Here is a 23,396-nt window from a genome sequence, read left to right on the forward strand (position 1 = left end):
ACAACTAATCGCGTATACATCCTCAAAAAAGCTTATCGAAGAGATAGTTAGCCACCAAGCCAGCAGCATAGCCCACCACCAATACAGGCAACACCATCAGCTCTTTTTTCCAATCCAAAATGCCAAACCGTTTTAGGTAGAATAAAATTAACGGAATGGTGGACAAGGCACTGCACGCAATAGCCCATACCGCACCTTTAAACCCATATAAATGGTACATGCTAATGCCCATGACATACAGGCAGACCAAATTGACGAATATCAGGCTACTTTGTAACTTTGGTTTACCCATGGCCAAGAAACACTCCCCTGCCAAGCGATAACGTACTTCAAACAAGCTGATGGCCATGATCTGTAATATCCACCCTACAGAATGGTAGCGATCATCATAAAGAATTGTCACGATCGTATCTGCCGTCACAAACAAAAAGCTGCAACTAAACATTAAAATCAAGTCAAATGGCAGTCTTAATTTATAAAAAACCGATTTCAACGCACTAGGGTTGTCACGAAAAGTCTCACTCAAGGCGGGAAAGCCAACGGAGTGAATTAAGCTACCAATCAACTGCACTACGGCACCGACTAACAATCCAGCAATGGCGAAATAACCTAAAGAAGCTGCATCTACTAAGCCGCCTAACATCAGCTTATCGCTACTCATCACCAAAAAACCCATGATGGAGGATATAAAAATCCATTTCCCAAAGTGGAAAATGTCATCCATGATCGTTTTGTCCCAGCAAAAGCGGTTGCCTTTGCCTTCAATCATCAGATAGCTCGCGATGGTTTGAGAAAGCGTTGCAACGATCGATCCAGCTACTAACGCCCAGACATCCGGCCTAAAGTAAGCCCAAATCATCATGGCAAAAAATCCAATGACTTGGCTAATGAGTGAAATCGTCACATTGATTTTGAGGTTTAAATTTCGATTACCAAATACCAACTTGGTAGACTCGTATCCGGAAATGACCGAATTAATGCCGATGATGGCAATGATATAAGGAAATGCCGGGTCGATATATACGCTATTGGCTGGCAACATCTGTTCGTAAGCAAGCAAGTAAAACACAACGGCCACCACTACAGACAATAACCAAATCATCCAACCCCTGACGACTTGAATGGTCCACACAGTGTTCACAAACCGCTCGTCTGAACGCTTGTTCTGAATTAAGATTTGTCTGAGCCCAATATCAGACAATAAATTCAAACCGAAAATAAACACGCCTGCCAACGCCATCAGGCCAAACATTTCTGGCGCTAACAACCTTGTCATAATCAAGTTACTGACGAACCGGATGACTTGTGTGAGCGCGTTACCACTAAAAATCCACAGACTTGAACGAATAACTCTATGCTTGAATGATTGCGATTGCATGCGGTAACTTTATAAAAAACAACAGGTTAAAATGGATGACTAACAAAACGATAGAAACTTAATTGAGATTATTAGAAAGATAACGTAACTTATTAATTATTTGTAATATTTCGTAACAATTTTTTAAGAAAAAATGCAATTTATGTCTTGACAGATTCGCATCATTATATAGAATGTTAATCATAACAAAATAGTATTAATAGTACCTCCCGTACATACATATAAAATATATTCAAAGAAACAAGGGTCATTAGTAGTAAGAATTAAAGAAGTTGGAGTTACCCAAATGAATATAACCCAATCCACCAGAACAGGGCTCAGCTCCTTGCTTCTGCTTGCATTATTAGGTTCTAGCAGTAATTTATTAGCAGATGTTTACCGTTGGCGCGATAGCAAAGGCGTCATGCAGTATTCAGATGTACCCCCGGCAGCAATCACTAACAAACGCTCAGAAAAGATTTTGTTAAATATTATTAAGGACGGCAATCTCTGTGCAAATCCAGCAGAGCTTAAAGCAGGGAAGATTGATAATAGCCCCATTAGATTGAATATAATATGGAACACCGTTAGTAAAAACCTTACACAGACGGCCAGTCCATCAACGACCACAAGTACGACTACGTCTACAAATACAAGCACATTCAAACCAATTGCTTCAAGTACGACTACATCAACACCTAATGGGGTCGCAATAGCTACGTTAGGGTGGAAGGCTAAGGCAACTACTGGCGGCTCTACGACTACTGGCGGCTCTACGACTACTGGCGGCTCTACGACTACTGGCGGCTCTACGACTACTGGTGGTTCTACGACTACTGGTGGTTCTACGACTACTGGCGGCTCTACGACTACTACTGGTGGTTCTACGACTACTGGTGGTTCTACGACTACTGGTGGTTCTACGACTACTGGTGGTTCTACGACTACTGGTGGTTCTACGACTACGAGCACCACACTGTTAGCACCTCCTAAGGTTGCAGTATTTTGCAATGGCAACATGGAGCAGTGCACAATCCCTGCAGGGGTCACTGCAAAAGTGTGGTTTGGGGTAGCTACAAAATGGACGACCAAAGAAAATGTAACAGGCAGCATCGGTTGTAATGCAACTGTGATGGGTGACCCGAAATCTAGCGCCTATAATCGTTGCTTCTACGTAGACAACAAACTGCTGGAAAAAGTACTTGATCCTAAAGGTCAAAACTTAATGCCTGCAGTAAATACAGCGCTAGCACCTAAAGCTGCGGTTGGTTTCTCAACAAAAATGCTTAAAGCCGCAACCATTCCAAAACTTGAATCGTTCCCTTACGCTGGCGCATTCCGTATGAGTTGCGAATATTCACATATGAGCAATGATGACCCGATTGTGTATCCTGGTGTGCCGAATGCAACACACCATCACACGTTCTTTGGCAATACCGCTGCAAATGCATACAGCACGAATGAAACATTGCATAACTCTGGTAACACCACTTGTGCTGGCGGCATTTTGAATCGCTCTGGTTACTGGATGCCTAGCCTGATTAATACCGCTAATGGCGCACCAGCAAAACCAAGCGTGGTTGTGGTGTATTACAAGGCTATTGATGATAAAAGCGGTGCGTATATCAAAGCACCACCAGCAGGACTACGTATGATTGCTGGCAATGCTAAACCATTAGCAGTTGCCGATGCACAAGGCGGTTTCTACTGCCAAGACCAAACCCAAGTAATGAACCCAGCCAACTGGGGGATTATGTGGCAAGGTAGTCATATCAAAGGCACTTGTGGCGGCGCAAATCAAATGTTACGTTTGATTGTGAGTTTCCCGCAATGCTGGGATGGTAAAAACCTTGACAGTCCAGACCACAAATCTCACATGGCTTATGCTTGTGGTGACGAGTGCGAAGACGCGACAGGCAAAGTGACCAAATCTGCAAACTCTTGTCCGGCTAGCCATCCTGTGGCCATTCCGAACATCACCATCAATGCAGACTTCTTCAACTTGGATGCTGCCGCTAAATACCGCTTAGCTAGTGATAATTATAGTACAGCGTATCCTGGTGGTTACTCATTACATGCTGACTGGATGAACGGTTGGGATGAAAATACGATTGGCCGTGTAGTGAAGAACTGCTTGAACAACCCTAGAAATTGCGGTGGTCCAAACTTAGGTGATGGTGAAACTTTATATGGAGTGAATCAGGACTAAGTTTCTGAACGTGTAAGGTTGTAATTCAAATAAAAAAGCCATGTGAATCATGGCTTTTTTATTGCTGGTAACTTTTAAGCTTCATTTACTTTGCTACACATGCTGCATTTAATTACACACTGACATTAACGCTTTTTCCACAGAATCTTATAAATAAACCCAGGAAATGCAAACACAAGGAACAGGCTAAATGTCACTGCGTAAAACTCCCAAGCCTGCGGGTTCACCTGCCCGTACGTCTTATACTCAGCATACTTGGCAATGCCGCCTATCACAACATATAGCACTAGCAGCTCAAGTAGACACCACGCCAAACTCTTATGGCCAGCTTTGAGTGGGGCTAGATAAAAGACTTTATCGGTAAACCAAGGTGAGTTTGCAGCTACAAAAGCAAGCAAAAGGATGGTGATTTGTGTCATAAGGGTATAAGAGCTTTGAAGTGCGAGTGGCTACTGCAAACTGGTGACGATGGATAAACCACAGAGATTCATCAGCACTTGTGGCAACAATCCAATCAGTAACAATGCCAACGCATTCATGCCCAATACAAATTGCATATCGATAGGTGCATGAATCGGACTGAGGTCGGTTGGCGCATCAAAATACATCAGCTTGACGATGCGCAGGTAGTAAAATGCACCCACCACGGCCATCAATACGGCCAACACCACTGCCCAAGTAAAGCCTGCCTGCCATGCGGCCTGCAGAACGGTAAACTTTGCATAGAAACCGATTGTGGGTGGTATCCCTGCCATGCTAAACATGGTGATTAGCATCATAAAGGCGGCCCAAGGGCTGCGTTGATTTAAGCCTTTAAGGTCATCTAGCTTATCAGCTTCAAATCCTTTACGAGACAGCAACAGGATCATGCCGAAACCGGCCAATGTCATTAACACATACGCTGAGATATAAAACAGGCTAGAAGCAAAGCCATTGAGATTTGCGCTCATTAATCCGAACAACAGGAAGCCAATGTGTGAGATGGTGGAGTATGCCAACATTCGTTTCAGATTTGTTTGTGCTATCGCGCTTAAATTGCCAATGATGATAGACAGCAACGCCATGATAAGTAACATGTCTTGCCAGTCTGCCGCTAACGGGTACAGGCCCTGTGCCAGCAAACGAATAGTGATGGCAAATGCCGCAAACTTAGGGACAGAGCCAATTAATAAGGTAATAGAGGTCGGAGCGCCTTGATAGACATCTGGCACCCACATTTGGAACGGCACGGCACCAAACTTGAACGCCAACCCAGCCACTACAAAGACCAAGCCCATAATCAGCACAGGATTATGTTGCCCAATATTCGATATCTCCACTGCGATTTCTGAAATATTCAGGCTGCCGGTCATGCCGTAAATCATACTCATACCATACAGCAGCATGCCGGAAGCGAGCGCACCCAATACAAAATACTTCATGGCAGCTTCAGAGGCGCGTGGGTTATCTCGATCAAACGCAACCAAAGAATACAAGCATAAAGACAATAGCTCTAAGCCCATATAAATGGTCAGCATATTCTGACCGGAAATCATGATCATCATGCCCAGCATGGAAAATAGCACCATGGCGTAGTACTCACCACGGAACATATTGCGCTGCTTTTGATATTGGCGTGTATACACCAACATAATTGAGCTACCGAGATACGTCATCAGTTTGAGCACATCGCCTAAACTATCATCCACAAACATGCCGCTAAACGCATAGCTCACGCCCAATGTGTGGGTTTGAAACGTAAATACCGCTGCAGCAAACAAGGTAAATTGTGCCAAGCCGTAAATTACAAAGCGGTTTTGCGGTTTAATAAATAAATCGACCAGCAAAATAAACATGGCCATGCACAGCACGGTCAGTTCAGGCAGCACATTGAGAATATCGTATTGAAAATTTTCCATCGTTAGATACTTGCTGCAGGCACACTGCTTATGATTGGTATTTTAGTGGTTTGCATATGGGTCAAAAATTCTGCACTGGTGGCTTGTAATAATGTGGTAATAGGCTCTGGGTACACACCAAAACCAATGACCAACAATGCCAACGTTGCCAGAATTATAAATTCTCTTGCGTTAATGTCGGTTAATTCAGCCACATGTGTATTGGCGATTGCGCCATAGAATACGCGTTTGGTCATCCATAACGTGTAGGCCGCGCCAAAAATCAAAGTGGTCGCGGCTAAAAAAGCTACCCAGAAGTTAAATTTAACCGCAGCTAGAATTACCATAAACTCGCCCACAAAGCCCGATGTACCTGGCAACCCGCTATTGGCCATGGCAAATAACACGGCAAATGCAGCAAAGATCGGCATGGTATTCACTACGCCGCCGTAGTCAGCAATTTGGCGGCTATGCATACGGTCATACAGCACCCCCACACATAAGAACATGGCGCTGGAAATAAATCCGTGGGAAATCATTTGCACCACTGCGCCCTCCAACCCCAGCTGGCTAAACATAAAGAAGCCTAGTGTGACAAACCCCATGTGTGAAATCGAGGAATAAGCAATCAGCTTTTTCATGTCTTTTTGCACCAATGCCACCAAAGCAATATATACAATCGCAATCAATGACAGTGTGACCATGGTATTGGCAAAGTAATGCGCCGCATCCGGTGCAATCGGCATGGCAAATCGTAAAAAGCTATATCCACCCAACTTTAGCGCGATGGCCGCAAGTACCACCGAACCACCGGTAGGCGCTTCAACGTGCGCATCCGGCAACCATGTATGCACAGGCCACATCGGGATTTTGACAGCAAATGCCATAAAGAAGGCAATAAAAATCCAAATCTGCGCACTCATGCTAATCGGCAACGCATAGTAATCTGTAAGCGCAAAACTACCTGTTTGATGGTACAGGTAAATAAATGCAACCAACATCAACAATGAACCAAGTAGCGTGTATAAGAAGAATTTGATGGTGGCATACACTCGGTTTGGGCCACCCCAAATTCCAATCACCAAGAACATCGGGATCAGCATTGCTTCCCAGAACACATAATACAAAATGGCATCTAAGGCACTAAATACGCCAATCATCAGGCCACTCATGATTAAAAACGCAGCCATATATTGTGCAATGCTTTTGGTAATCACTTCCCACGCTGCAATCACCACCAATACCGTGGTAAAACTGGTCAATAAGATAAGGGGTACAGAAAACCCGTCAGCACCTAAGTGGTAGTAGATATTAAACGCAGGGATCCATGATGCACTTTCCTCAAACTGGAACGTACCAATCTGCAATTGGAACCCAGTGTAGAGCGGAATCGTCACTAAAAAACTAATGACCGCGCCAACCAGAGCGACCCATCGTGTTCGATTTGCGTTTTGATCACTACCAAGCAATAAAACAATGACGCCAGCCAAAATAGGCAACCAGATGGCAAAGCTTAGTATGTGTTGATTGAATAAATTCATGTGCAACTTTTTTAGTTGATTTTAATAAAGAATGTTAAAAACAAAAACACGCCGATAATCATGGCAAATGCATAGTGATAAATAAGGCCAGACTGCAAATGACGCACTTTGCTCGATATTTTTACAATCAAGTTTGCCGTGCCATTGACCATGGCGCCATCGATGAGTTGAACATCGCCAATCTGCCATAATTTGCTGCCTATAAAACGTGAGCCTCCTGCAAAAAAGCGCTCATTAAAACTATCGAAGCCGTATTTGTTTTCAAGCACTTGGTAAATCAAATTACATTTACGCTGAATCGTGGCAGGAATATCTGGGCGTTTCATATAAAAGAACCATGAAATCAGCACACCAGAAGCGGCTAACGCAAATGGTAGTGTCAGGAATCCATGTAATGCCATACCTGCTGGACTATGTAATAGTTCATGGTAATGGTGAGCCAAGTGCTGCATGGCCGGATGTGCGTTGGCATCCACAAAAATCACCTGATTGAAAAAATCACCAAACAGCATGGACTCAATCGCGACATAGCCCACAATTGCTGAAGGAATCGCTAGCAAAATTAACGGTGCAGTCACTACCCAACCAGGCTCATGCGGATCGTCTGTAGGCGATAGGCCATGGTGGTGATCATCGTCATGGTGTGCATGTGCGTCGTGATGCACTTCACGCCACTTTTCTTTACCATGGAACACCAAGAAATAGAGTCTAAATGAGTAGAAAGCAGTGACGAACACGCCTGCTAACACAGCAAAGTAGGCAAATCCACTGCCATTGATATGCGAAAACTTCACTGCCTCGATAATGCTATCTTTGGAATAGAAGCCAGCAAAAAATGGTGTGCCAATCAGCGCGAGTGAGCCGATCAAGGAAGTAATCCAGGTAACTGGCATGTATTTTTTCAAGTTACCCATATTGCGGATGTCTTGATCATGATGCATACCCATGATGACTGAGCCAGCCGCTAAGAATAGCAATGCTTTAAAGAATGCATGCGTCATCAAATGAAAGATAGCCACTGAGTAAGCAGACGCGCCAAGCGCTACGGTCATATACCCTAATTGGGATAAGGTGGAGTAAGCCACCACACGTTTAATGTCGTTTTGAATAATGCCTAAGAACCCCATAAACAAAGCGGTGATTGCACCAATCACCATCACTGTCGACAATGCGGTAGTGGACAATTCAAACAAAGGCGACATACGGGCCACCATAAAGATACCTGCAGTTACCATGGTCGCAGCGTGAATCAATGCGGAAATAGGCGTTGGGCCTTCCATAGAATCTGGTAGCCACACATGCAATGGCACTTGCGCAGATTTACCCATGGCACCCACAAAGAGCAAAATACAGGTCACAGTCATCAACGACCAGTCAATATTCGGTAAAATCTGAACCTGCGCACTGGCTAGTCTTGGTGCAGCTTCAAATACAGTGGCATAGTCCAAACTACCAAAGTGAAATAGCACCATGCCAATGCCGAGTAAAAAGCCAAAGTCGCCTACACGATTCACTAAAAAAGCTTTGAGGTTCGCATAAATAGCAGTGGGTCTGGTATACCAAAAACCAATCAGCAGGTAGGAGACCAAGCCTACGGCTTCCCAACCAAAGAACAGCTGCATGAAGTTATTGCTCATGACCAACATCAGCATAGAGAAGGTAAACAATGAGATGTAGCTAAAGAAACGGCTATAGCCAGGATCTTCATGCATATAGCCAATGGTGTAAATATGTACCATTAACGATACAAATGTCACCACAACCATCATCATGGCAGTGAGGTTATCAATGAGAAATCCCACTTCAAAGTTAAAAGCGCCAGAAGTAAGCCAGCGATAGACTGTTTCATTAAGCGTAAAACCATGCATGGTTTGATTCAACACATAGGCAGATAACACAAATGCCAGCCCTACCCCAGCGATAGTCAGCACATGTGCATAATGCCTAGGTAATTTTCGCCCAAACAAGCCCACAATCGTTGCTGTAATCAGCGGCAGGATAGGAATCAGCAATAAAATTTTTGACATACTCATATTCATTAACCGTTTAAATGGTCTAAATCATCTACGTTAATCGTACGTAAATTACGGAACAGCACGACTAAAATAGCTAGTCCGATAGCCGACTCTGCTGCTGCCACGGTTAAGATGAAAAACACAAACACTTGGCCGGCAATATCGTTTAAGTAATGTGAGAACGCAATAAAATTCAAATTGACCGCCAACAGCATTAACTCAATGGCCATCAATAAAATAATCACGTTTTTTCGGTTGAGAAAAATGCCGACTACACTGATAGCAAACATCAGTGCGCCTAGGATGAGGTAATGAGATAAACCGACCATGTTATTGTTTCCCCTCTGCAGGTGTATCCGTCACAGCTGGTGGCTCAACTGGCAGCTCTACTTCGGCCGGCATGCTGACGATACGTACCCTGTCTTGTTTACGCACTTTCACTTGATCTGCTGGGTTCATCGATTTATTGTCTTGGCGATCGCGCAATGTCAGCACAATGGCTGCCACAATGGCCACCAGCAGTACTACAGAAGCCAATTCGAATGGCAATAGATATTCGGTATACAAAACACGCCCCAACTCAGCCGTATTGCTGTAGCCAACCGGCTTGCTCACCGCATGCGTAGGACTAAAATATTTGCCACCCAGTACCATGGCCATTTCCACCACCATCAGCAGGCCAATGAAACCAGCCATGGGCAAGTACTCCCAAAACCCTTCGCGCAGCTTGTCTACATTGATATCCAGCATCATGACCACAAACAGAAAAAGCACCATCACCGCGCCGACATAGACCAACACCAGTGCAATACCCAAAAATTCAGCTTCTAATAATAACCAGATGCCGGCAGCCGTAAAAAAAGCCAATACCAAAAATAGCGCGGCATATACTGGGTTACGGGTAGTGATAACACGTAAACCTGCGAACAGTAGAATGGCAGCCAGTGTATAAAAAACAATATCAGTAAATACCATGGCAATTACCTAAACGTCTTATCTTGCGCGCGGTCTGCGGCAATTTGTTGCTCGTATTTGTCGCCAACTGCTAGCAGCATTTCCTTGGTGTAAAGTAAATCACCCCGTTGCTCGCCGTGGTAGTCAAATATGCGCGTTTCCACAATGCTATCCACCGGGCAGGACTCTTCACATAGTCCACAGAAAATACACTTGGTTAAATCAATGTCATAGCGCGTGGTTCTGCGGGTATTGTCTTCGCGCTGTTCCGATTCGATGGTGATGGCCATTGCAGGGCAAACCGCTTCGCACAACTTACAGGCAATGCAGCGTTCTTCGCCATTGGGGTAGCGACGTAATGCATGCAAACCTCTAAAGCGGTTAGATTGCGGTGTACGCTCTTCCGGATATTGGATGGTGATTTTACGTGCAAAGAAATAACGTCCAGTGAGCGCCATGCCTTTCAGCAGCTCCCAAAGCATCAAACTTCCCAATGTGTTTTTAATAGTATTTAGCATATTAGTGGAACAAATAACCTAATGAGGTTTGCATCATGGCACCGACGAAAACAATCCAAACCAATGTGATTGGAATAAAAATCTTCCAGCCCAAGCGCATAATTTGGTCATAGCGGTAACGTGGGAATGTTGCACGGAACCACAGGAACATGAACAATAAAAACGCTACTTTAGCCAGCAGCCACAAGAAGCTATCTGGAATGAAGGGTACCGGTGACAACCAACCACCTAAGAACATCAACGCAGCCAACATTGATACCAGAATCATATTGGCATACTCAGCCAAGAAAAACACAGCAAACGCCATACCGGAGTATTCCACATGGAAGCCCGCCACAATCTCAGACTCACCCTCAGCCACGTCGAACGGTGCACGGTTGGTCTCAGCCACCGCACTAATAAAATACACCACAAACAACGGGAACAATGGAATGAAATACCAATGCCAGAAACCACCAGCCTGACCCAGCACAATCTTGCCTAGATTCAAGGAGTTGGCGCACATCAGCACCCCCACCAAGGTAAAGCCCATGGCGATCTCGTAAGAAACAATCTGCGCCGCAGAACGTAACGAACCTAAAAATGCATACTTAGAGTTAGAAGCCCAACCGGCAATAATCACTCCGTATACGGCTACTGAAGTCATGGCCAGAATGTAAAGCAAGCCAGCATCGATATCCGCCAGCACCATGGTGGCATCAAACGGTACCACGGCCCAAGCAGCAAACGCAGGTGCAATGGCGAGCACAGGGCCTAGGAAAAACAGACCTTTATTGGAAGCCGTTGGCAGAATGATTTCTTTGAACAATAATTTCAGGCCATCGGCTAGTGGCTGCAATAAGCCCCAATAGCCTACCCGGTTTGGGCCAATGCGCACCTGCATATAGCCAATCACTTTACGCTCTGCCAACGTTAAGTACGCAACAGCGATCATCAGCGGCAATACAATCGCTACGATTTTAATCAGCGTCCAAGTCACTGTTTGCACAGACGGCCAGTACTCACCAAAAAATTGCGCTAAAAACGCCATCATGACACCGCTTCCATCATCGTGGTTTCATAAGGCTTGTAATGCTCTTCCGTCGTTTTTTCAAGGGTGATATCCCCCATCAAATCGCCCAACCCTACGGTCAGCTCATGTGATGCTGCTACACGTACACAACCTTTAGCCACATGGTGATCTAATTTCACTTTCAGAACAGCACTACCACGGTCTTGTTTTGCCAATACAACGTCACCTTCTACCAAGCCGAGTAACGCCATTTGTTCTGCGCACATTCTAGCCATTGGGCGAATGTTGTATTTGGTTTTTTGCAACGGTGGCGAACGACGCACAATTGGGTCTGACTCGTACTGTGGGACTTCCCCAATGCGCTGCAAGCCTTCTTTTTTGATGTTAACCTGAATTTCAACCAACTCTTTTAGGTTGTTATTCAAACTGCGCCATGCTACTGCGGATGGTTTCTCGCCATTGAAGATTTTATTTTTAACTTCTTCACTGCTATTAAAATCAAAACCTTCCAGCCCCAACGTATTGGCTAATACGCGTAGTACTTTCCATGCTGGACGACACTCCCCTAATGGTTTGGTCACTGCTTGGAAGCTTTGAATACGCCCTTCCATACTCATATACGTACCGGAAGTCTCAGTAAATGGTGCTATTGGCAATAAAATATCTGCATTTTCTAGCGCTTGTGATTTATAAGCAGTCAACGCAACTACGCACTCAGCTTTGGCCATGGCGGCTTTGGCTAAGGCGGCATGTTGGCAATCCAATTCCGGCTCAATATTGAGCAACATATAGGCTTTGCGTGGCACCTCTAGCATAGCGCGCGCATGCATTCCTGTCGCACTCGGCATTACGCCCATCAAATGCATCCCGGTACTATTGGCTGCCGCTGGCAAAATACCGCCCTTAGCACCAGAGATACCAGCAATCGCTTCCGCCATACTGTACATCTCGGTAAAACGTGGGTCACTGAGCCCCATATTGCCGATAAAAATACCTACTTTTGGTGCAATCAATACCAAGTCTTCGCTGATACCAGCCAAGCTCTCGGCCATGGCCTGTGTATTAGGGCGTACACGAATCTCCTCTAATAATTGATTGAGTGATGGTGGTAGGCACAAGGAAAGCTTTTGCAAGCCAGACATGGCTTTGAGCACTTGACCCAACACATTGACCATATCATTTGGGCGCACAATCACTTTATGCGCGATATCCATCAATGGATCATTGTCCAGCGGGCTGACGATACAAAGCTCGGCGCCATTGGCAACGGCTTTACGGAAGCGTTGCGCAAGCAATGGGTGCTCATTTCGGATATTGGAACCAATCAATAGAATACGATCAAGCTCTTCAATTTCTTGAATATTACAACCCATCCACGGCGTACCTACGCGCTTGCCATCCAGTCTAAAATCGGTCTGACGTAAGCGATAATCTACATTACCGCTGCCTAAGCTATTGGCAAGTTGCTTAATTAAATAGCCCTCCTCCATCGTGCTATTGGGGGAAACCAATACGCCTAATGCATCTCCGCCATGTTGTGTGGTAATGTCTTTGAGCTGGCCTGCAGCAAACTCTAATGCAGTTTTCCAGTCGGTTTCTTGCCATTGTCCGTTGTGCTTAATCATCGGCACTTTTAAACGGTCTGGGCTATTGAGGCCTTCATAGGAGTAGCGGTCACGATCTGATAACCAGCACTCATTAATAGACTCTTTTTCACGCGGCAATACACGCATGACCTTATTATCTTTGACGTGTACTTCAATATGTGAACCCAAACCATCATGTGGCGCAATGGATGGGCGGCGTGTGAGTTCCCAACTACGGGCAGAATAGCGGAATGGCTTGCTGGTCAAAGCGCCCACTGGGCACAAATCAATAATGTTGCCACTTAATTCAGAGTTCACGGATTTGTCGACATACGCTGTAATCTCTGCATGCTCACCACGGCCAACTAAACCAAGCTCTTGCATGCCACCCACTTCTTTCAAGAAGCGAACGCAGCGTGTGCATTGAATGCAACGTGTCATATCGGTACTGACTAACGGCCCAATGTTTTTATTGAACACCACGCGTTTTTCTTCTGCATAACGTGAGCCACTGGCACCATAGGCCACTGCAATATCTTGCAAATCGCATTCGCCACCTTGGTCACAAATTGGACAATCCAATGGGTGATTAATCAGCAAAAACTCCATCACGCTCTGCTGTGCTTCCACCGCGGCTTTACTGCGCGTGTAAATTTTCATCCCATCGGCCACTGGTGTGGCGCAAGCTGGCAGAGGCTTATTAAATTTTTCAACTTGCACTAGGCACATACGACAGTTGGCTGCGACCGATAGTTTTTTGTGATAACAAAAACGCGGAATCGCAATACCCACTTTATCAGCAGCATCGATAATCGTGCTGCCGTGTTCGACTTCTAATGGTTTGCCGTCTATTTCAATATTTAACATGTAGATACCGTATTGTTTATCTCGTCGCGATTACTTACCGTCAACCATGCTTTTGCCATGCTGAATATAGTATTCAAACTCTGGTCTAAAGTGTTTAATAAAACTCAGCACAGGCGTTGCTGCTGCATCTCCCAACGCACAAATAGTACGCCCAGAGATATTATTGCTCACGTCGGTCAGCAAGTCTAAATCTTCCATCTTACCTTTGCCATCGACAATACGTGAGATAACGCGGTATACCCAACCTGTGCCCTCACGACATGGCGTGCATTGCCCGCAACTTTCTTCATAAAAGAAATAGCTCAGGCGTTTTAACGCTTTGACCATACAGGTCGTCTCGTCCATGACAATCATGGAACCTGCGCCCAAGCTGGAACCGGCTTTACTCAAGCCATCATAGTCCATGGTCGCATCTAGTATCGCACTGGCAGGCATGACTGCAGTGGACGGCCCACCCGGAATCACCGCTTTTAACTGACGGCCTTTCCAAACACCACCAGTCATTGCTAGCAAGTCAGCAAATGGTGTACCCATTTTAACTTCGTAATTGCCTGGCTTTTCTACGTGGCCAGACACTGAGAATAACTTAGTACCGCCTGAATTCCGCACCCCCAAATCAGCAAAGGCTTGGCCGCCGTGTTGCAATATCCAAGGGATAGAAGCATAACTCTCTGTATTGTTGACATTGGTAGGTTTACCAAACACACCATAGCTGGCTGGGAATGGTGGCTTAAAGCGCGGCTGGCCTTTTTTACCCTCGATTGATTCAATCAGCGCAGTCTCTTCACCACAAATGTAAGCGCCATAGCCATGCACCGCATATAAATCAAAGCTGAAATTAGAGCCAAATAAATTTTCGCCAATGTAGCCAGCTTTACGTGCTTCAGCCAGAGCCAGTTCAAATGACTCATAATCTTGCCAAATTTCACCGTGGATATAGTTATACCCTACGCGCGCGCCTAACGTATAAGCGGCAATCGCCATGCCTTCAATTAGCTGATGTGGGTTATAGCGGATAATATCGCGGTCTTTAAATGTACCTGGCTCGCCTTCATCTGTATTGCAGACCAAATATTTGGTGCCGTCGTAGTAACGCGGCATAAAGCTCCACTTGAGTCCTGTTGGAAAGCCAGCACCGCCTCGACCACGCAAATTGGAGATTTTGATTTGACTGATTATGTCTGTGGCTTTTACCTTCTCGGTCACCAGGCGTTTTAACTGTGCATAGCCACCTAGTTTTTCATAGGTTTCTAGCGATGCCGGATTTTTCTCTGTAAGTGTGCGCAGTGTGAGTAAGGTCTGGCCTTTTAAATCCGTCATCACAGGCTTCGCTGTTGCTTTCTTTAACGCAGCCATTATGGAAGCTCCTTCAAAATCTCATCCACTTTTTCTGGCGTTAAAAACTCATGCATCTGCGTATTATTGACATGCAGCAACGGTGCGCCGCCACAACAACCCATACACTCACCTTCTTTTAAGCAAAACTTACCATCAGCAGTGACTTCATTAAAGCCAATACCAAGCTTTTCTTGAAGATGGTCTACGATGACATCAGCCTCACGCAACATGCAAGAAATATTGGTACATACCGTAATTTTGTATTTGCCTACGGGAGACAACTCATACATATTGTAAAAAGTAGCCACTTCCATCGCTGCAATTTCCGGGATACGTAAGTATGTTGCCACCTCAGTAATACTCTCTTTAGATAGCCAGCCACGCTCTGTTTGCACAATACGCAGGGCTGACATCACCGCTGCTCGACGCTGATCGGCAGGGTACTTGGTCAGTTCATACTCTATTTTTTGAATGGCTTCTTTACTTAACATAATCTTTATTAACTCACCACAGAGACATCGAAGCACAAAGAAAATCTTTTTCTCATATCACTTGAAAAAGTAAAGTTTCTAAACAAGACGAGTAGCACAGCAAAAAAATTTGCGCCGCATAGACTAACTATGTAAGCAGATTTTTTTGTGAAGCCACGTAGTATTGTGACGAAAGTTTGCTTTTTCATCGGTCTATCTCACCAAACACAATATCTTGCGTACCAATAATCGCCACCAAATCTGCAATCATGTGACCTCTTGTCATTTCATCTAGCGCAGCAAGATGTGGGAAACCTGGTGCGCGTATTTTTAAACGATAAGGCTTGTTCGCGCCATCGGAAATCATGTAAATACCAAACTCACCTTTCGGATGCTCAACCGCGGCATACGCTTCGCTGGCTGGCACATGAAAGCCTTCGGTAAACAGCTTGAAGTGGTGAATCATATCTTCCATGTTGGTTTTCATGCCTTCACGGTTAGGTGGCGCTACTTTATTGTCGTCCGTAATGACAGGGCCGGGATGCTTACGTAACCAATCGACACATTGCTTGATAATGCGATTGGATTGTCTAAACTCCTCAATCCGCACCAAATAACGGTCATAACAATCGCCATTCACACCAATCGGAATATCAAAATCTAATTCAGCATAGACTTCATAAGGCTGTTTTTTACGTAAATCCCAAGCAATACCAGAGCCACGTAACATCGGGCCAGTCATGCCAAGCGCCAATGCGCGCTCAGGCGTCACCACGCCAATACCGACGGTACGTTGCTTCCATATTCGGTTGTCCGTCAGCAGTGTTTCATACTCATCTACATAAGCGGGGAAACGGTTGGTAAAATCCTCAATAAAGTCCAATACTGAACCTTGGCGATTTTCATTGAGTTTTTTGATTTCATCGGCACTTCTAAACTTAGTTGTTTCATGCTGAGGCATTTTATTAGGTAAATCGCGATATACGCCACCCGGACGGTAATAAGCGGCATGCATACGTGCACCAGAAACAGCTTCGTACACATCAAATAAATCTTCACGCTCACGGAAAGCATATAAGAATACGGTCATAGCACCAACATCCAATGCATGCGCACCCAACCATAATAAGTGATTGAGTACACGCGTGATTTCATCAAACATCACACGGATATACTGCGCACGGATAGGTACTTCAAGGCCCAGCATTTTCTCGATTGCCATCACATAAGCATGCTCGTTCGCCATCATCGACACATAATCCAAGCGGTCCATATACGGTACGCTTTGCAAATAGGTACGATTTTCGGCCAGCTTTTCTGTGGCGCGGTGTAACAAGCCAATATGTGGATCAGCACGTTGAATCACTTCGCCATCCAACTCCAATACCAATCGTAACACGCCATGTGCGGCAGGATGTTGCGGCCCAAAGTTCATGGTGTAATTACGAATCTCAGCCATGATGGAATCCTTCGTCGCGAATCACACGCGGCACATTATTGCGCAACTCGATGGATACCGGTTGATACACCACACGCTGCTGCACTGGGTCATAACGCATTTCAACGTTGCCTATCATGGGGAAATCTTTACGGAACGGATGACCGACAAAGCCATAATCTGTCAGCAATCGACGTAAGTCTGGGTGGTTTTCGAACATCATGCCATATAAATCAAACGCCTCGCGCTCAAACCAGTTGGCGACCGGCCAAACATCAATCAGGGTGGGGAAAACAGGAAAATCGTCATCTGCAGCAAATACACGCACACGTACACGCTGATTGAGAGAGACTGAAAGCAAATGCAGCACTACAGCAAAGCGCGCACCCTGCCACTGCCCATCCCCATACTCGGAATAGTCGACACCACAGAGGTCAATTAACTGTTCGAATTTCAATTCAGCATGCTCGCGCAACTTGTAACAGGCGGCGATCATATCCGTACACTTCACTTCAATGGTAATTTCCCCTTGCGCAACCGTGTGCTTAGTCAATACATCACCAAGGGCAAGTTTAATTTGTGCAGAGAGTTGTTCTAATTTGGCAGACATGAATAAGGGTTATCCAATAGGCAGATTTATCGAGCAATAGTATTGGTTCTTTTAATTTTCTTTTGCAACTGAATAATGCCGTAAAGCAAAGCTTCGGCAGTGGGCGGACAACCCGGCACATAGACATCTACCGGCACTATGCGATCGCATCCACGCACCACAGAATAGGAATAATGGTAGTAGCCACCGCCATTGGCGCAACTGCCCATGGAAATCACCCAGCGCGGCTCTGCCATTTGGTCATACACCTTACGCAAGGCCGGTGCCATTTTATTGACCAAGGTACCCGCCACAATCATGACATCTGACTGACGCGGACTAGGACGAAACACAATACCGAAACGATCCAAATCATAACGAGAGGCGCCGGCGTGCATCATTTCCACCGCACAGCATGCCAAACCAAACGTCATTGGCCACATAGACCCAGTGCGCGTGTAATTGATGACCGTATCGAGCGTGGTCGTCACAAAGCCTTTTTCTAAGACGCCTTCAATACTCATACGCCCACCTTGTGATGACTCAATCCCACTCTAGCGCACCTTTCATCCACTCGTAAATAAAGCCAACCACCAGCACAAACAAAAAGAGCATCATTGCCCAAAAACCGGCCAGGCCAATCTCTTGAATGACCACTGCCCATGGGAATAAAAATGCAATTTCCAAATCAAATAGGATAAATAAGATTGCGACCAGATAGTAACGCACATCAAACTTCATACGCGCATCTTCAAACGCTTCAAAACCACATTCGTAGGGGGAGTTTTTTTCTGAATCTGGTCGGTGAGGAGAGACCAATTTACCAAGGATTAGCGGACCCAAGCCAACACCCAAACCAACCAAAATAAACATCAAAATAGGAAAATAGTTTTCTAGCACTGGTCAGCCCTAAGCTAATTTACATCAATCATTACATTTTTTGGGTGAATGCTTACGCATCCATACTGCAGACTATTCACTTACGCTATTACTTAAATACTGCTGGTGCCGTCGGCGAGACTCGAACTCGCATGACTTTCGTCACTACCCCCTCAAGATAGCGTGTCTACCAATTTCACCACGACGGCAATTACAACACATACCTTTTAGTTAGTTTGGAATATCCTTAGCAGCGTTTTCTTTTGCTGGCGCTTGTGGCGCAGGCACACTAGGGGTATCCGCCGCTGGCAGTGGACTTACCTGTGTTGCTGGCGCTGTAGTTGCTTTCACTACGCTACCATTACCAGTACGATGACTCGCCAAGAAGGCCAAAGTTAGACTGGTCACAAAGAAAATAGCCACAAACACAGCCGTCAGCTTACTTAACACATTTGAGGAACCTGACACGCCGAAGAGGCTACCAGATGCGCCGCTACCAAATGCTGCGCCCATATCCGCACCCTTACCGTGCTGAAGCAGCACCAATCCGATAACTGCAGCGGCAGCAAGGATATGCACAACCAATATAATTTTTTCCATAGTATTTTTTCTAGATTTACAGCAAGGATTGCTCAGCCATCGCCTCACTAACATCCTCTGCCGCCTGACATATTTTGACAAAGTCTTGCGCTTGAAGAGAGCACTTACCTACCAAGCCCCCATCAATGCCGTTCACAGAGAATAATTGTACCGCATTTTGTGGATTTACGCTTCCCCCGTACAGTATTTTTAGGCTGTTTTCGATGCTTGCATCCGATTGCAAAAGCTTAAATCGAATAAAGGCATGCATTGTCTTTGCTTGTTCTGGCGTCGCTGCCAAGCCTGTGCCAATCGCCCAAATGGGCTCATAGGAAATAATCGTATGCGCAAACACACCTGCACCAAATTGACGAATGATGGTGTCCAATTGCTTCCCGACCACCATTTCCATCACGCCAGCCTCACGCTCAATCAAGGTCTCCCCCACACATAACACAGGCGTTAGACCGTGCTGTTTGGCTGTCATAAACTTGTCCGCAATATTCTCATCCGATTCGCAATAAGCAGTACTACGCTCGGAATGCCCAAGAATCACATATTGCACGCCAAAATCCAACAGCATCTCTGCACTTACTTCACCCGTGTATGCGCCACGCTCAAACTTGCCCATGTTTTGCGCACCCCAAGCAATAGGGGTACTACTCAGTAGCTGCTGCGCTTGTGCTAAATAGGGATAAGGCACACACACCACTACTTGTGTATGTTTGAGTGTTGAAAGCTCAGCCAGATAACCACGTAGTAGCTGCTCGTTTTGTTTAAGGCTGCCATGCATTTTCCAGTTGGCAATGACGATTTTTTGTGGCGTGGACTGATGAGAGTGAACTGACAATGGACGTGACCAATAAACGATAAGCAGCCCGAATTTTACGCTTTGCCTTACCATGCAGCAATAGCATTTTTCCAGACTTTTATAATGAAAAGCCCCTATCCATCATGGCAGGGGCCAGCTATGGTGTAACACGCTAACGAAAGTTAGCCATGCAATGCAGGGTAATCTGTATAGCCCTGCTCTGCACCGCCATAAAATGTATTACTGTCTGCTTCATTAAGTGGCGCATCTTGTTGAAAGCGCTCCACCAGATCCGGATTGGCAATATACGGCACACCATAGGCCACAACATCGGCATGTCCGCTGGCAACTGCCTGATTACCGCGTTTTTTGTCGTAACTTAAATTGGCCATATAAGCACCCTTAAATTGCTTGCGAAACACAGAAAAATCAAACGGATCCGCTTTGCCTCCACCGTGAATCCCACCTTCCACCGCATGCAAATACGCCAAGTTAAACTGGTTGAGTGCATTAGCAACATAATTAAACACCGCTTGCGGATTGCTATCGCTCATATCGTTAAACGGATTAACCGGAGATACGCGCACACCCACTTTATCGGCGCCGATGACATTTACCACTGCCTGCGTGACTTCTAGTAACAATCGCGCACGATTTTCAATGCTGCCACCGTACTGGTCAGTGCGGTGGTTTGCACCATCACGCAAAAACTGATCAAGCAGATAACCATTGGCCGCATGAATCTCTACGCCATCAAACCCAGCTGCAATGGCACTCTTAGTGGCATGCACATAGTCTTGCACAATGGCAGGCAGTTCAGAGGCATCCAGTGCACGCGGCTCTACATAATCGACCAACCCTTGGTAAGTAAACGCCTGACCAGCAGGCTTGATGGCAGAAGGCGCTACTGGCAACGCTTGATTAGGCAATAGACTTGGGTGAGAAATACGCCCGACGTGCCACAACTGGATCACAATCTTGCCGCCTTTAGCATGCACGGCATCCGTGACCTTTTTCCAGCCTGCCACTTGGGCATCCGTGTAAATCCCCGGCAATGCAGGATAGCCATGCCCCATGGCAGAAATAGGCGTCGCCTCCGTCACAATCAAACCGGCCGAAGCACGCTGCGCATAATAAGTAGCGTTAATGGCTTGCGGCACACCGCCCTCACCGGCACGATTACGCGTCAATGGTGCCATGACGATGCGATTTTTGAGAGAAATGCTGCCTAGTACAACAGGAGAAAATAAATCTTTACTCATAGAAACCCTTTACTATCAAAATGGAGTGTTTAAGTTCATAAATCACCGACAGCTGATTACTTAGCTTTTACACCCTCAATTAACAAAGTGATTTCAATGTCATCACCCACTGGGCTATTCGCTTTTTGCATCCAAGTAAAGCCGTAGTCTGAAGCCTTGATAGTGGTATGTGCTTCAAACCCAGTGCGTTGGCCACCCCAAGGGTCTGCGCCAAAACCCAGCACTTTGAAAGGGATGGCAATCTCTTTTGTAACACCGTGTAAAGTAAACTGCCCTGTCATAACACCTTCTGTGGCGCTTTTGGCTTCCACCTTGCTACTAACGAAGGTGATTTCACCAAACTTTACCGCATCCAGATATTCTGGCTTTTGAATGTGCTCATCACGCTTAGCGTTTCTGGTGCTGATGCTCGCTACGCTGATTTTTGCATTGACACTGGAGTTCGCCAGTTGTTCGCGGTCAATTTTGACCACGCCTTGTACATCACTAAAGCTGCCGGACGTTTTTGATACCACATGGCGAATACTGAAATTGGCAAAGCTGTGACCTGCATCAATATTGTAAGTCTCTGTAGCTGCATACGCATTGGCGGTTAATGCAAAACCCGATGCAATACTGAGTGCCACTAATAATTTCTTCATACTTAAATTCCTCATATTATTTGCTCCTATTATTTTAATTAATTAGATATTTTTAGCCGTACATTTTCTTAGTGATGGTCGCAACACGCTCACCCAAGTGCTCTGCGGTGAGCAAATCACTTTGTATCGGCGCCACATCAGCACCTTCATCGGCATTGGCTTGTGCCATTGCGCCTAAAAAACTGCCCAGACGATTCAAATCGTTCACAGAACCTTTGCTGTTATTGTTACCCGGCAACAAATCCTGCCCAACCCAAATCATGCCGTGCTGTGCCGCAAACACTGCCAACTGCACTAGCGTATTCAGCTTATCGCCGCTTTGGCTGGCAGAGGTGGTGAAACCTGCTGCGATTTTGTCTTTCCAATCTCTGGTATACCAAGCTTTAGAACTCGCATCCATAAACGCTTTGAATTGCGCGGAAGCAGAACCCATATAAGTCGGGCTACCAAACACAATGGCATCCGCAGCCTTTAAAAGTTCCCATTGCTGTTGTGCTTCTTCCGCATTGAGCAAATGTACCGTCACGCCTTCCACCTTAGCTACACCACGCGCAACGGCTTGCGCTTGCGCCCCGGTATGCCCATAACCACTGTGATACACCACTGCTACTGTTGTCATTTTGTTCTCCATAAAAATATAAAATTAACTCTTTGGTTTTTAATTCTGTGATTAACGCGCGTCCCCACGGGGATTCGAACCCCGGTCGCCTAGCCTGAAAAATCTCTTAAGTCTGCAACTCTGGTAAATCAAATAGCAATACTTCACTTTCTTGCTGCGCTTGAATTTCAATTGCTTGTTTCGCATCCAGCATCACCGCGTCGCCTGTAGAGAGCACTTGTCCATTCAGCGTTAACTGCCCTCTTGCCACATGCAAGTAAGCACAACGCTCTGCCTGAATGGCATAGTTGAGTGCATTGCCTGCTTGCAATACTGTTGCCCATAATTCCACATCTTGATGAATCATTAATGAATGTTCACGCGCATCCGGTGACGCGACCAAACACCAACGGTTGAGTTTCTTCTCTGCAGGAATGCTCTGATCTTGATAACTTGGTGGCAACCCATTTTGCGCCGGTATCAGCCAAATTTGCAGCAAGTGCGCTTGATCTTGGGCGGAGGCATTGACTTCACTATGGCGAATACCTGTACCGGCTGTCATGCGTTGCACATCACCAGCGCGAATCACTGAGCCGTTACCCATGCTATCTTGATGCTTTAACTCACCTGCCAACATATAGGTAATGATTTCCATATCGCGGTGTGGGTGCATGCCAAACCCCATGCCACCGGCCACTTTATCTTCATTGATCACGCGTAATACAGAGTACTGCATATGCGCAGGATCAAAATATTCTGCAAACGAGAATGAATGATAGCTATCCAACCAACCATGATTAGCATGGCCGCGGTCTTGTGATTTTCTAACGGTTATCATATAGTCTTGCTCAACCT

The 23,396-nt window shown here is 45.7% G+C and carries 24 protein-coding genes, 1 tRNA gene and 1 pseudogene; 2 read left to right on the top strand and 24 right to left on the bottom strand.

The features are described from left to right. Window positions 1-22: 22 nt before the first annotated feature. Window positions 23-1,378, bottom strand: coding sequence for an oligosaccharide flippase family protein (locus A3Q3_RS0104290; protein WP_081623263.1), 1,356 nt, complete (start codon window positions 1,376-1,378; stop codon window positions 23-25). Between the two features lie 286 nt (window positions 1,379-1,664). Between A3Q3_RS0104290 and A3Q3_RS14650 the strand changes: the two are divergent. Then, window positions 1,665-1,766, top strand: a pseudogene (locus tag A3Q3_RS14650) (hypothetical protein); the annotation flags it as partial. On the opposite strand, the gene A3Q3_RS14500 reads toward A3Q3_RS14650, so the two are convergent. Next, window positions 1,754-2,377, bottom strand: a complete 624-nt coding sequence (locus A3Q3_RS14500) for a hypothetical protein (RefSeq protein ID WP_020182341.1) — start codon at window positions 2,375-2,377, stop codon at window positions 1,754-1,756. The pseudogene A3Q3_RS14650 and the gene A3Q3_RS14500 overlap by 13 nt on opposite strands. Between A3Q3_RS14500 and A3Q3_RS14505 the strand changes: the two genes are divergently transcribed. Further along, complete coding sequence (locus A3Q3_RS14505) at window positions 2,376-3,566, top strand: DUF1996 domain-containing protein (protein WP_020182342.1); 1,191 nt, start codon at window positions 2,376-2,378, stop codon at window positions 3,564-3,566. The two genes, A3Q3_RS14500 and A3Q3_RS14505, sit on opposite strands and share 2 nt — an antisense overlap. A 125-nt stretch (window positions 3,567-3,691) precedes the next feature. Here A3Q3_RS14505 and A3Q3_RS0104305 read toward each other — a convergent pair whose 3' ends face one another. From A3Q3_RS0104305 to A3Q3_RS0104410, 22 genes are all read right to left on the bottom strand, one after another. Next, window positions 3,692-3,985, bottom strand: a complete 294-nt coding sequence (locus tag A3Q3_RS0104305; protein ID WP_020182343.1) for a DUF2818 family protein — start codon at window positions 3,983-3,985, stop codon at window positions 3,692-3,694. Window positions 3,986-4,015: 30 nt separating this feature from the next. Beyond that, window positions 4,016-5,464, bottom strand: coding sequence for an NADH-quinone oxidoreductase subunit NuoN (gene nuoN, locus A3Q3_RS0104310; RefSeq protein WP_020182344.1), 1,449 nt, complete (start codon window positions 5,462-5,464; stop codon window positions 4,016-4,018). A gap of 2 nt (window positions 5,465-5,466) precedes the next feature. Further along, the gene (locus A3Q3_RS0104315; protein ID WP_020182345.1) at window positions 5,467-6,984 is read right to left on the bottom strand and encodes an NADH-quinone oxidoreductase subunit M; all 1,518 of its coding nucleotides are present in this window, start codon (window positions 6,982-6,984) and stop codon (window positions 5,467-5,469) included. An 11-nt stretch (window positions 6,985-6,995) separates the two neighbouring features. Beyond that, a complete protein-coding gene (gene nuoL, locus A3Q3_RS0104320) occupies window positions 6,996-9,017 on the bottom strand; it encodes an NADH-quinone oxidoreductase subunit L (protein ID WP_026361750.1) in 2,022 nt (673 codons plus the stop codon). Between the two features lie 5 nt (window positions 9,018-9,022). Beyond that, window positions 9,023-9,328, bottom strand: a complete 306-nt coding sequence (gene nuoK / locus A3Q3_RS0104325; protein ID WP_025224540.1) for an NADH-quinone oxidoreductase subunit NuoK — start codon at window positions 9,326-9,328, stop codon at window positions 9,023-9,025. Between the two features lies 1 nt (window position 9,329). After that, complete coding sequence (locus A3Q3_RS0104330; protein ID WP_020182348.1) at window positions 9,330-9,974, bottom strand: NADH-quinone oxidoreductase subunit J; 645 nt, start codon at window positions 9,972-9,974, stop codon at window positions 9,330-9,332. Between the two features lie 5 nt (window positions 9,975-9,979). Then, a complete protein-coding gene (nuoI, locus tag A3Q3_RS0104335) occupies window positions 9,980-10,471 on the bottom strand; it encodes an NADH-quinone oxidoreductase subunit NuoI (RefSeq protein ID WP_025224542.1) in 492 nt (163 codons plus the stop codon). 1 nt (window position 10,472) lies between these two features. Beyond that, window positions 10,473-11,501 carry an NADH-quinone oxidoreductase subunit NuoH gene (gene nuoH, locus A3Q3_RS0104340; protein ID WP_025224543.1) on the bottom strand — a complete coding sequence of 343 codons (1,029 nt, stop codon included), beginning with the start codon at window positions 11,499-11,501 and terminating at the stop codon, window positions 10,473-10,475. Continuing rightward, entirely contained in the window at window positions 11,501-13,936 is a 2,436-nt protein-coding gene (gene nuoG, locus A3Q3_RS0104345; protein ID WP_020182351.1) for an NADH-quinone oxidoreductase subunit NuoG, read from the bottom strand. Before nuoG ends, nuoH begins: the two co-directional genes overlap by 1 nt. 30 nt (window positions 13,937-13,966) lie before the next feature. Continuing rightward, window positions 13,967-15,292 (bottom strand): NADH-quinone oxidoreductase subunit NuoF, encoded by a 1,326-nt coding sequence (gene nuoF / locus A3Q3_RS0104350; protein ID WP_020182352.1) that lies wholly within the window; start codon window positions 15,290-15,292, stop codon window positions 13,967-13,969. Continuing rightward, a complete protein-coding gene (nuoE, locus tag A3Q3_RS0104355) occupies window positions 15,292-15,765 on the bottom strand; it encodes an NADH-quinone oxidoreductase subunit NuoE (RefSeq protein ID WP_020182353.1) in 474 nt (157 codons plus the stop codon). Before nuoE ends, nuoF begins: the two co-directional genes overlap by 1 nt. Before the next feature lie 184 nt (window positions 15,766-15,949). After that, complete coding sequence (locus A3Q3_RS0104360; RefSeq protein ID WP_020182354.1) at window positions 15,950-17,203, bottom strand: NADH-quinone oxidoreductase subunit D; 1,254 nt, start codon at window positions 17,201-17,203, stop codon at window positions 15,950-15,952. Beyond that, window positions 17,196-17,792 (bottom strand): NADH-quinone oxidoreductase subunit C, encoded by a 597-nt coding sequence (locus A3Q3_RS0104365; RefSeq protein ID WP_020182355.1) that lies wholly within the window; start codon window positions 17,790-17,792, stop codon window positions 17,196-17,198. The genes A3Q3_RS0104360 and A3Q3_RS0104365 overlap by 8 nt, the downstream gene beginning before the upstream one ends. Window positions 17,793-17,818: 26 nt before the next feature. Next, window positions 17,819-18,295 carry an NADH-quinone oxidoreductase subunit B family protein gene (locus A3Q3_RS0104370; protein ID WP_020182356.1) on the bottom strand — a complete coding sequence of 159 codons (477 nt, stop codon included), beginning with the start codon at window positions 18,293-18,295 and terminating at the stop codon, window positions 17,819-17,821. Between the two features lie 19 nt (window positions 18,296-18,314). Beyond that, the gene (locus A3Q3_RS0104375) at window positions 18,315-18,644 is read right to left on the bottom strand and encodes an NADH-quinone oxidoreductase subunit A (RefSeq protein ID WP_029647559.1); all 330 of its coding nucleotides are present in this window, start codon (window positions 18,642-18,644) and stop codon (window positions 18,315-18,317) included. A gap of 130 nt (window positions 18,645-18,774) precedes the next feature. Beyond that, window positions 18,775-18,859: transfer RNA gene (locus A3Q3_RS0104380), tRNA-Leu, on the bottom strand. Between the two features lie 22 nt (window positions 18,860-18,881). Continuing rightward, complete coding sequence (secG, locus tag A3Q3_RS0104385) at window positions 18,882-19,250, bottom strand: preprotein translocase subunit SecG (protein ID WP_020182358.1); 369 nt, start codon at window positions 19,248-19,250, stop codon at window positions 18,882-18,884. Window positions 19,251-19,266: 16 nt separating this feature from the next. Next, window positions 19,267-20,133 carry a triose-phosphate isomerase gene (gene tpiA, locus A3Q3_RS0104390; protein WP_020182359.1) on the bottom strand — a complete coding sequence of 289 codons (867 nt, stop codon included), beginning with the start codon at window positions 20,131-20,133 and terminating at the stop codon, window positions 19,267-19,269. An 89-nt stretch (window positions 20,134-20,222) separates the two neighbouring features. After that, window positions 20,223-21,302 carry an alkene reductase gene (locus A3Q3_RS0104395; RefSeq protein WP_020182360.1) on the bottom strand — a complete coding sequence of 360 codons (1,080 nt, stop codon included), beginning with the start codon at window positions 21,300-21,302 and terminating at the stop codon, window positions 20,223-20,225. A 56-nt stretch (window positions 21,303-21,358) separates the two neighbouring features. After that, a complete protein-coding gene (locus tag A3Q3_RS0104400; protein WP_020182361.1) occupies window positions 21,359-21,943 on the bottom strand; it encodes a YceI family protein in 585 nt (194 codons plus the stop codon). Window positions 21,944-21,995: 52 nt separating this feature from the next. Beyond that, window positions 21,996-22,562 carry a flavodoxin family protein gene (locus A3Q3_RS0104405; RefSeq protein WP_020182362.1) on the bottom strand — a complete coding sequence of 189 codons (567 nt, stop codon included), beginning with the start codon at window positions 22,560-22,562 and terminating at the stop codon, window positions 21,996-21,998. 106 nt (window positions 22,563-22,668) lie between these two features. Then, window positions 22,669-23,379, bottom strand: a complete 711-nt coding sequence (locus A3Q3_RS0104410) for a pirin family protein (protein ID WP_020182363.1) — start codon at window positions 23,377-23,379, stop codon at window positions 22,669-22,671. Between the last annotated feature and the right edge of the window lie 17 nt (window positions 23,380-23,396).

Origin of the sequence: Methylotenera sp. 1P/1, assembly GCF_000384355.1 — a bacterium.
GTDB lineage: Bacteria > Pseudomonadota > Gammaproteobacteria > Burkholderiales > Methylophilaceae > Methylophilus.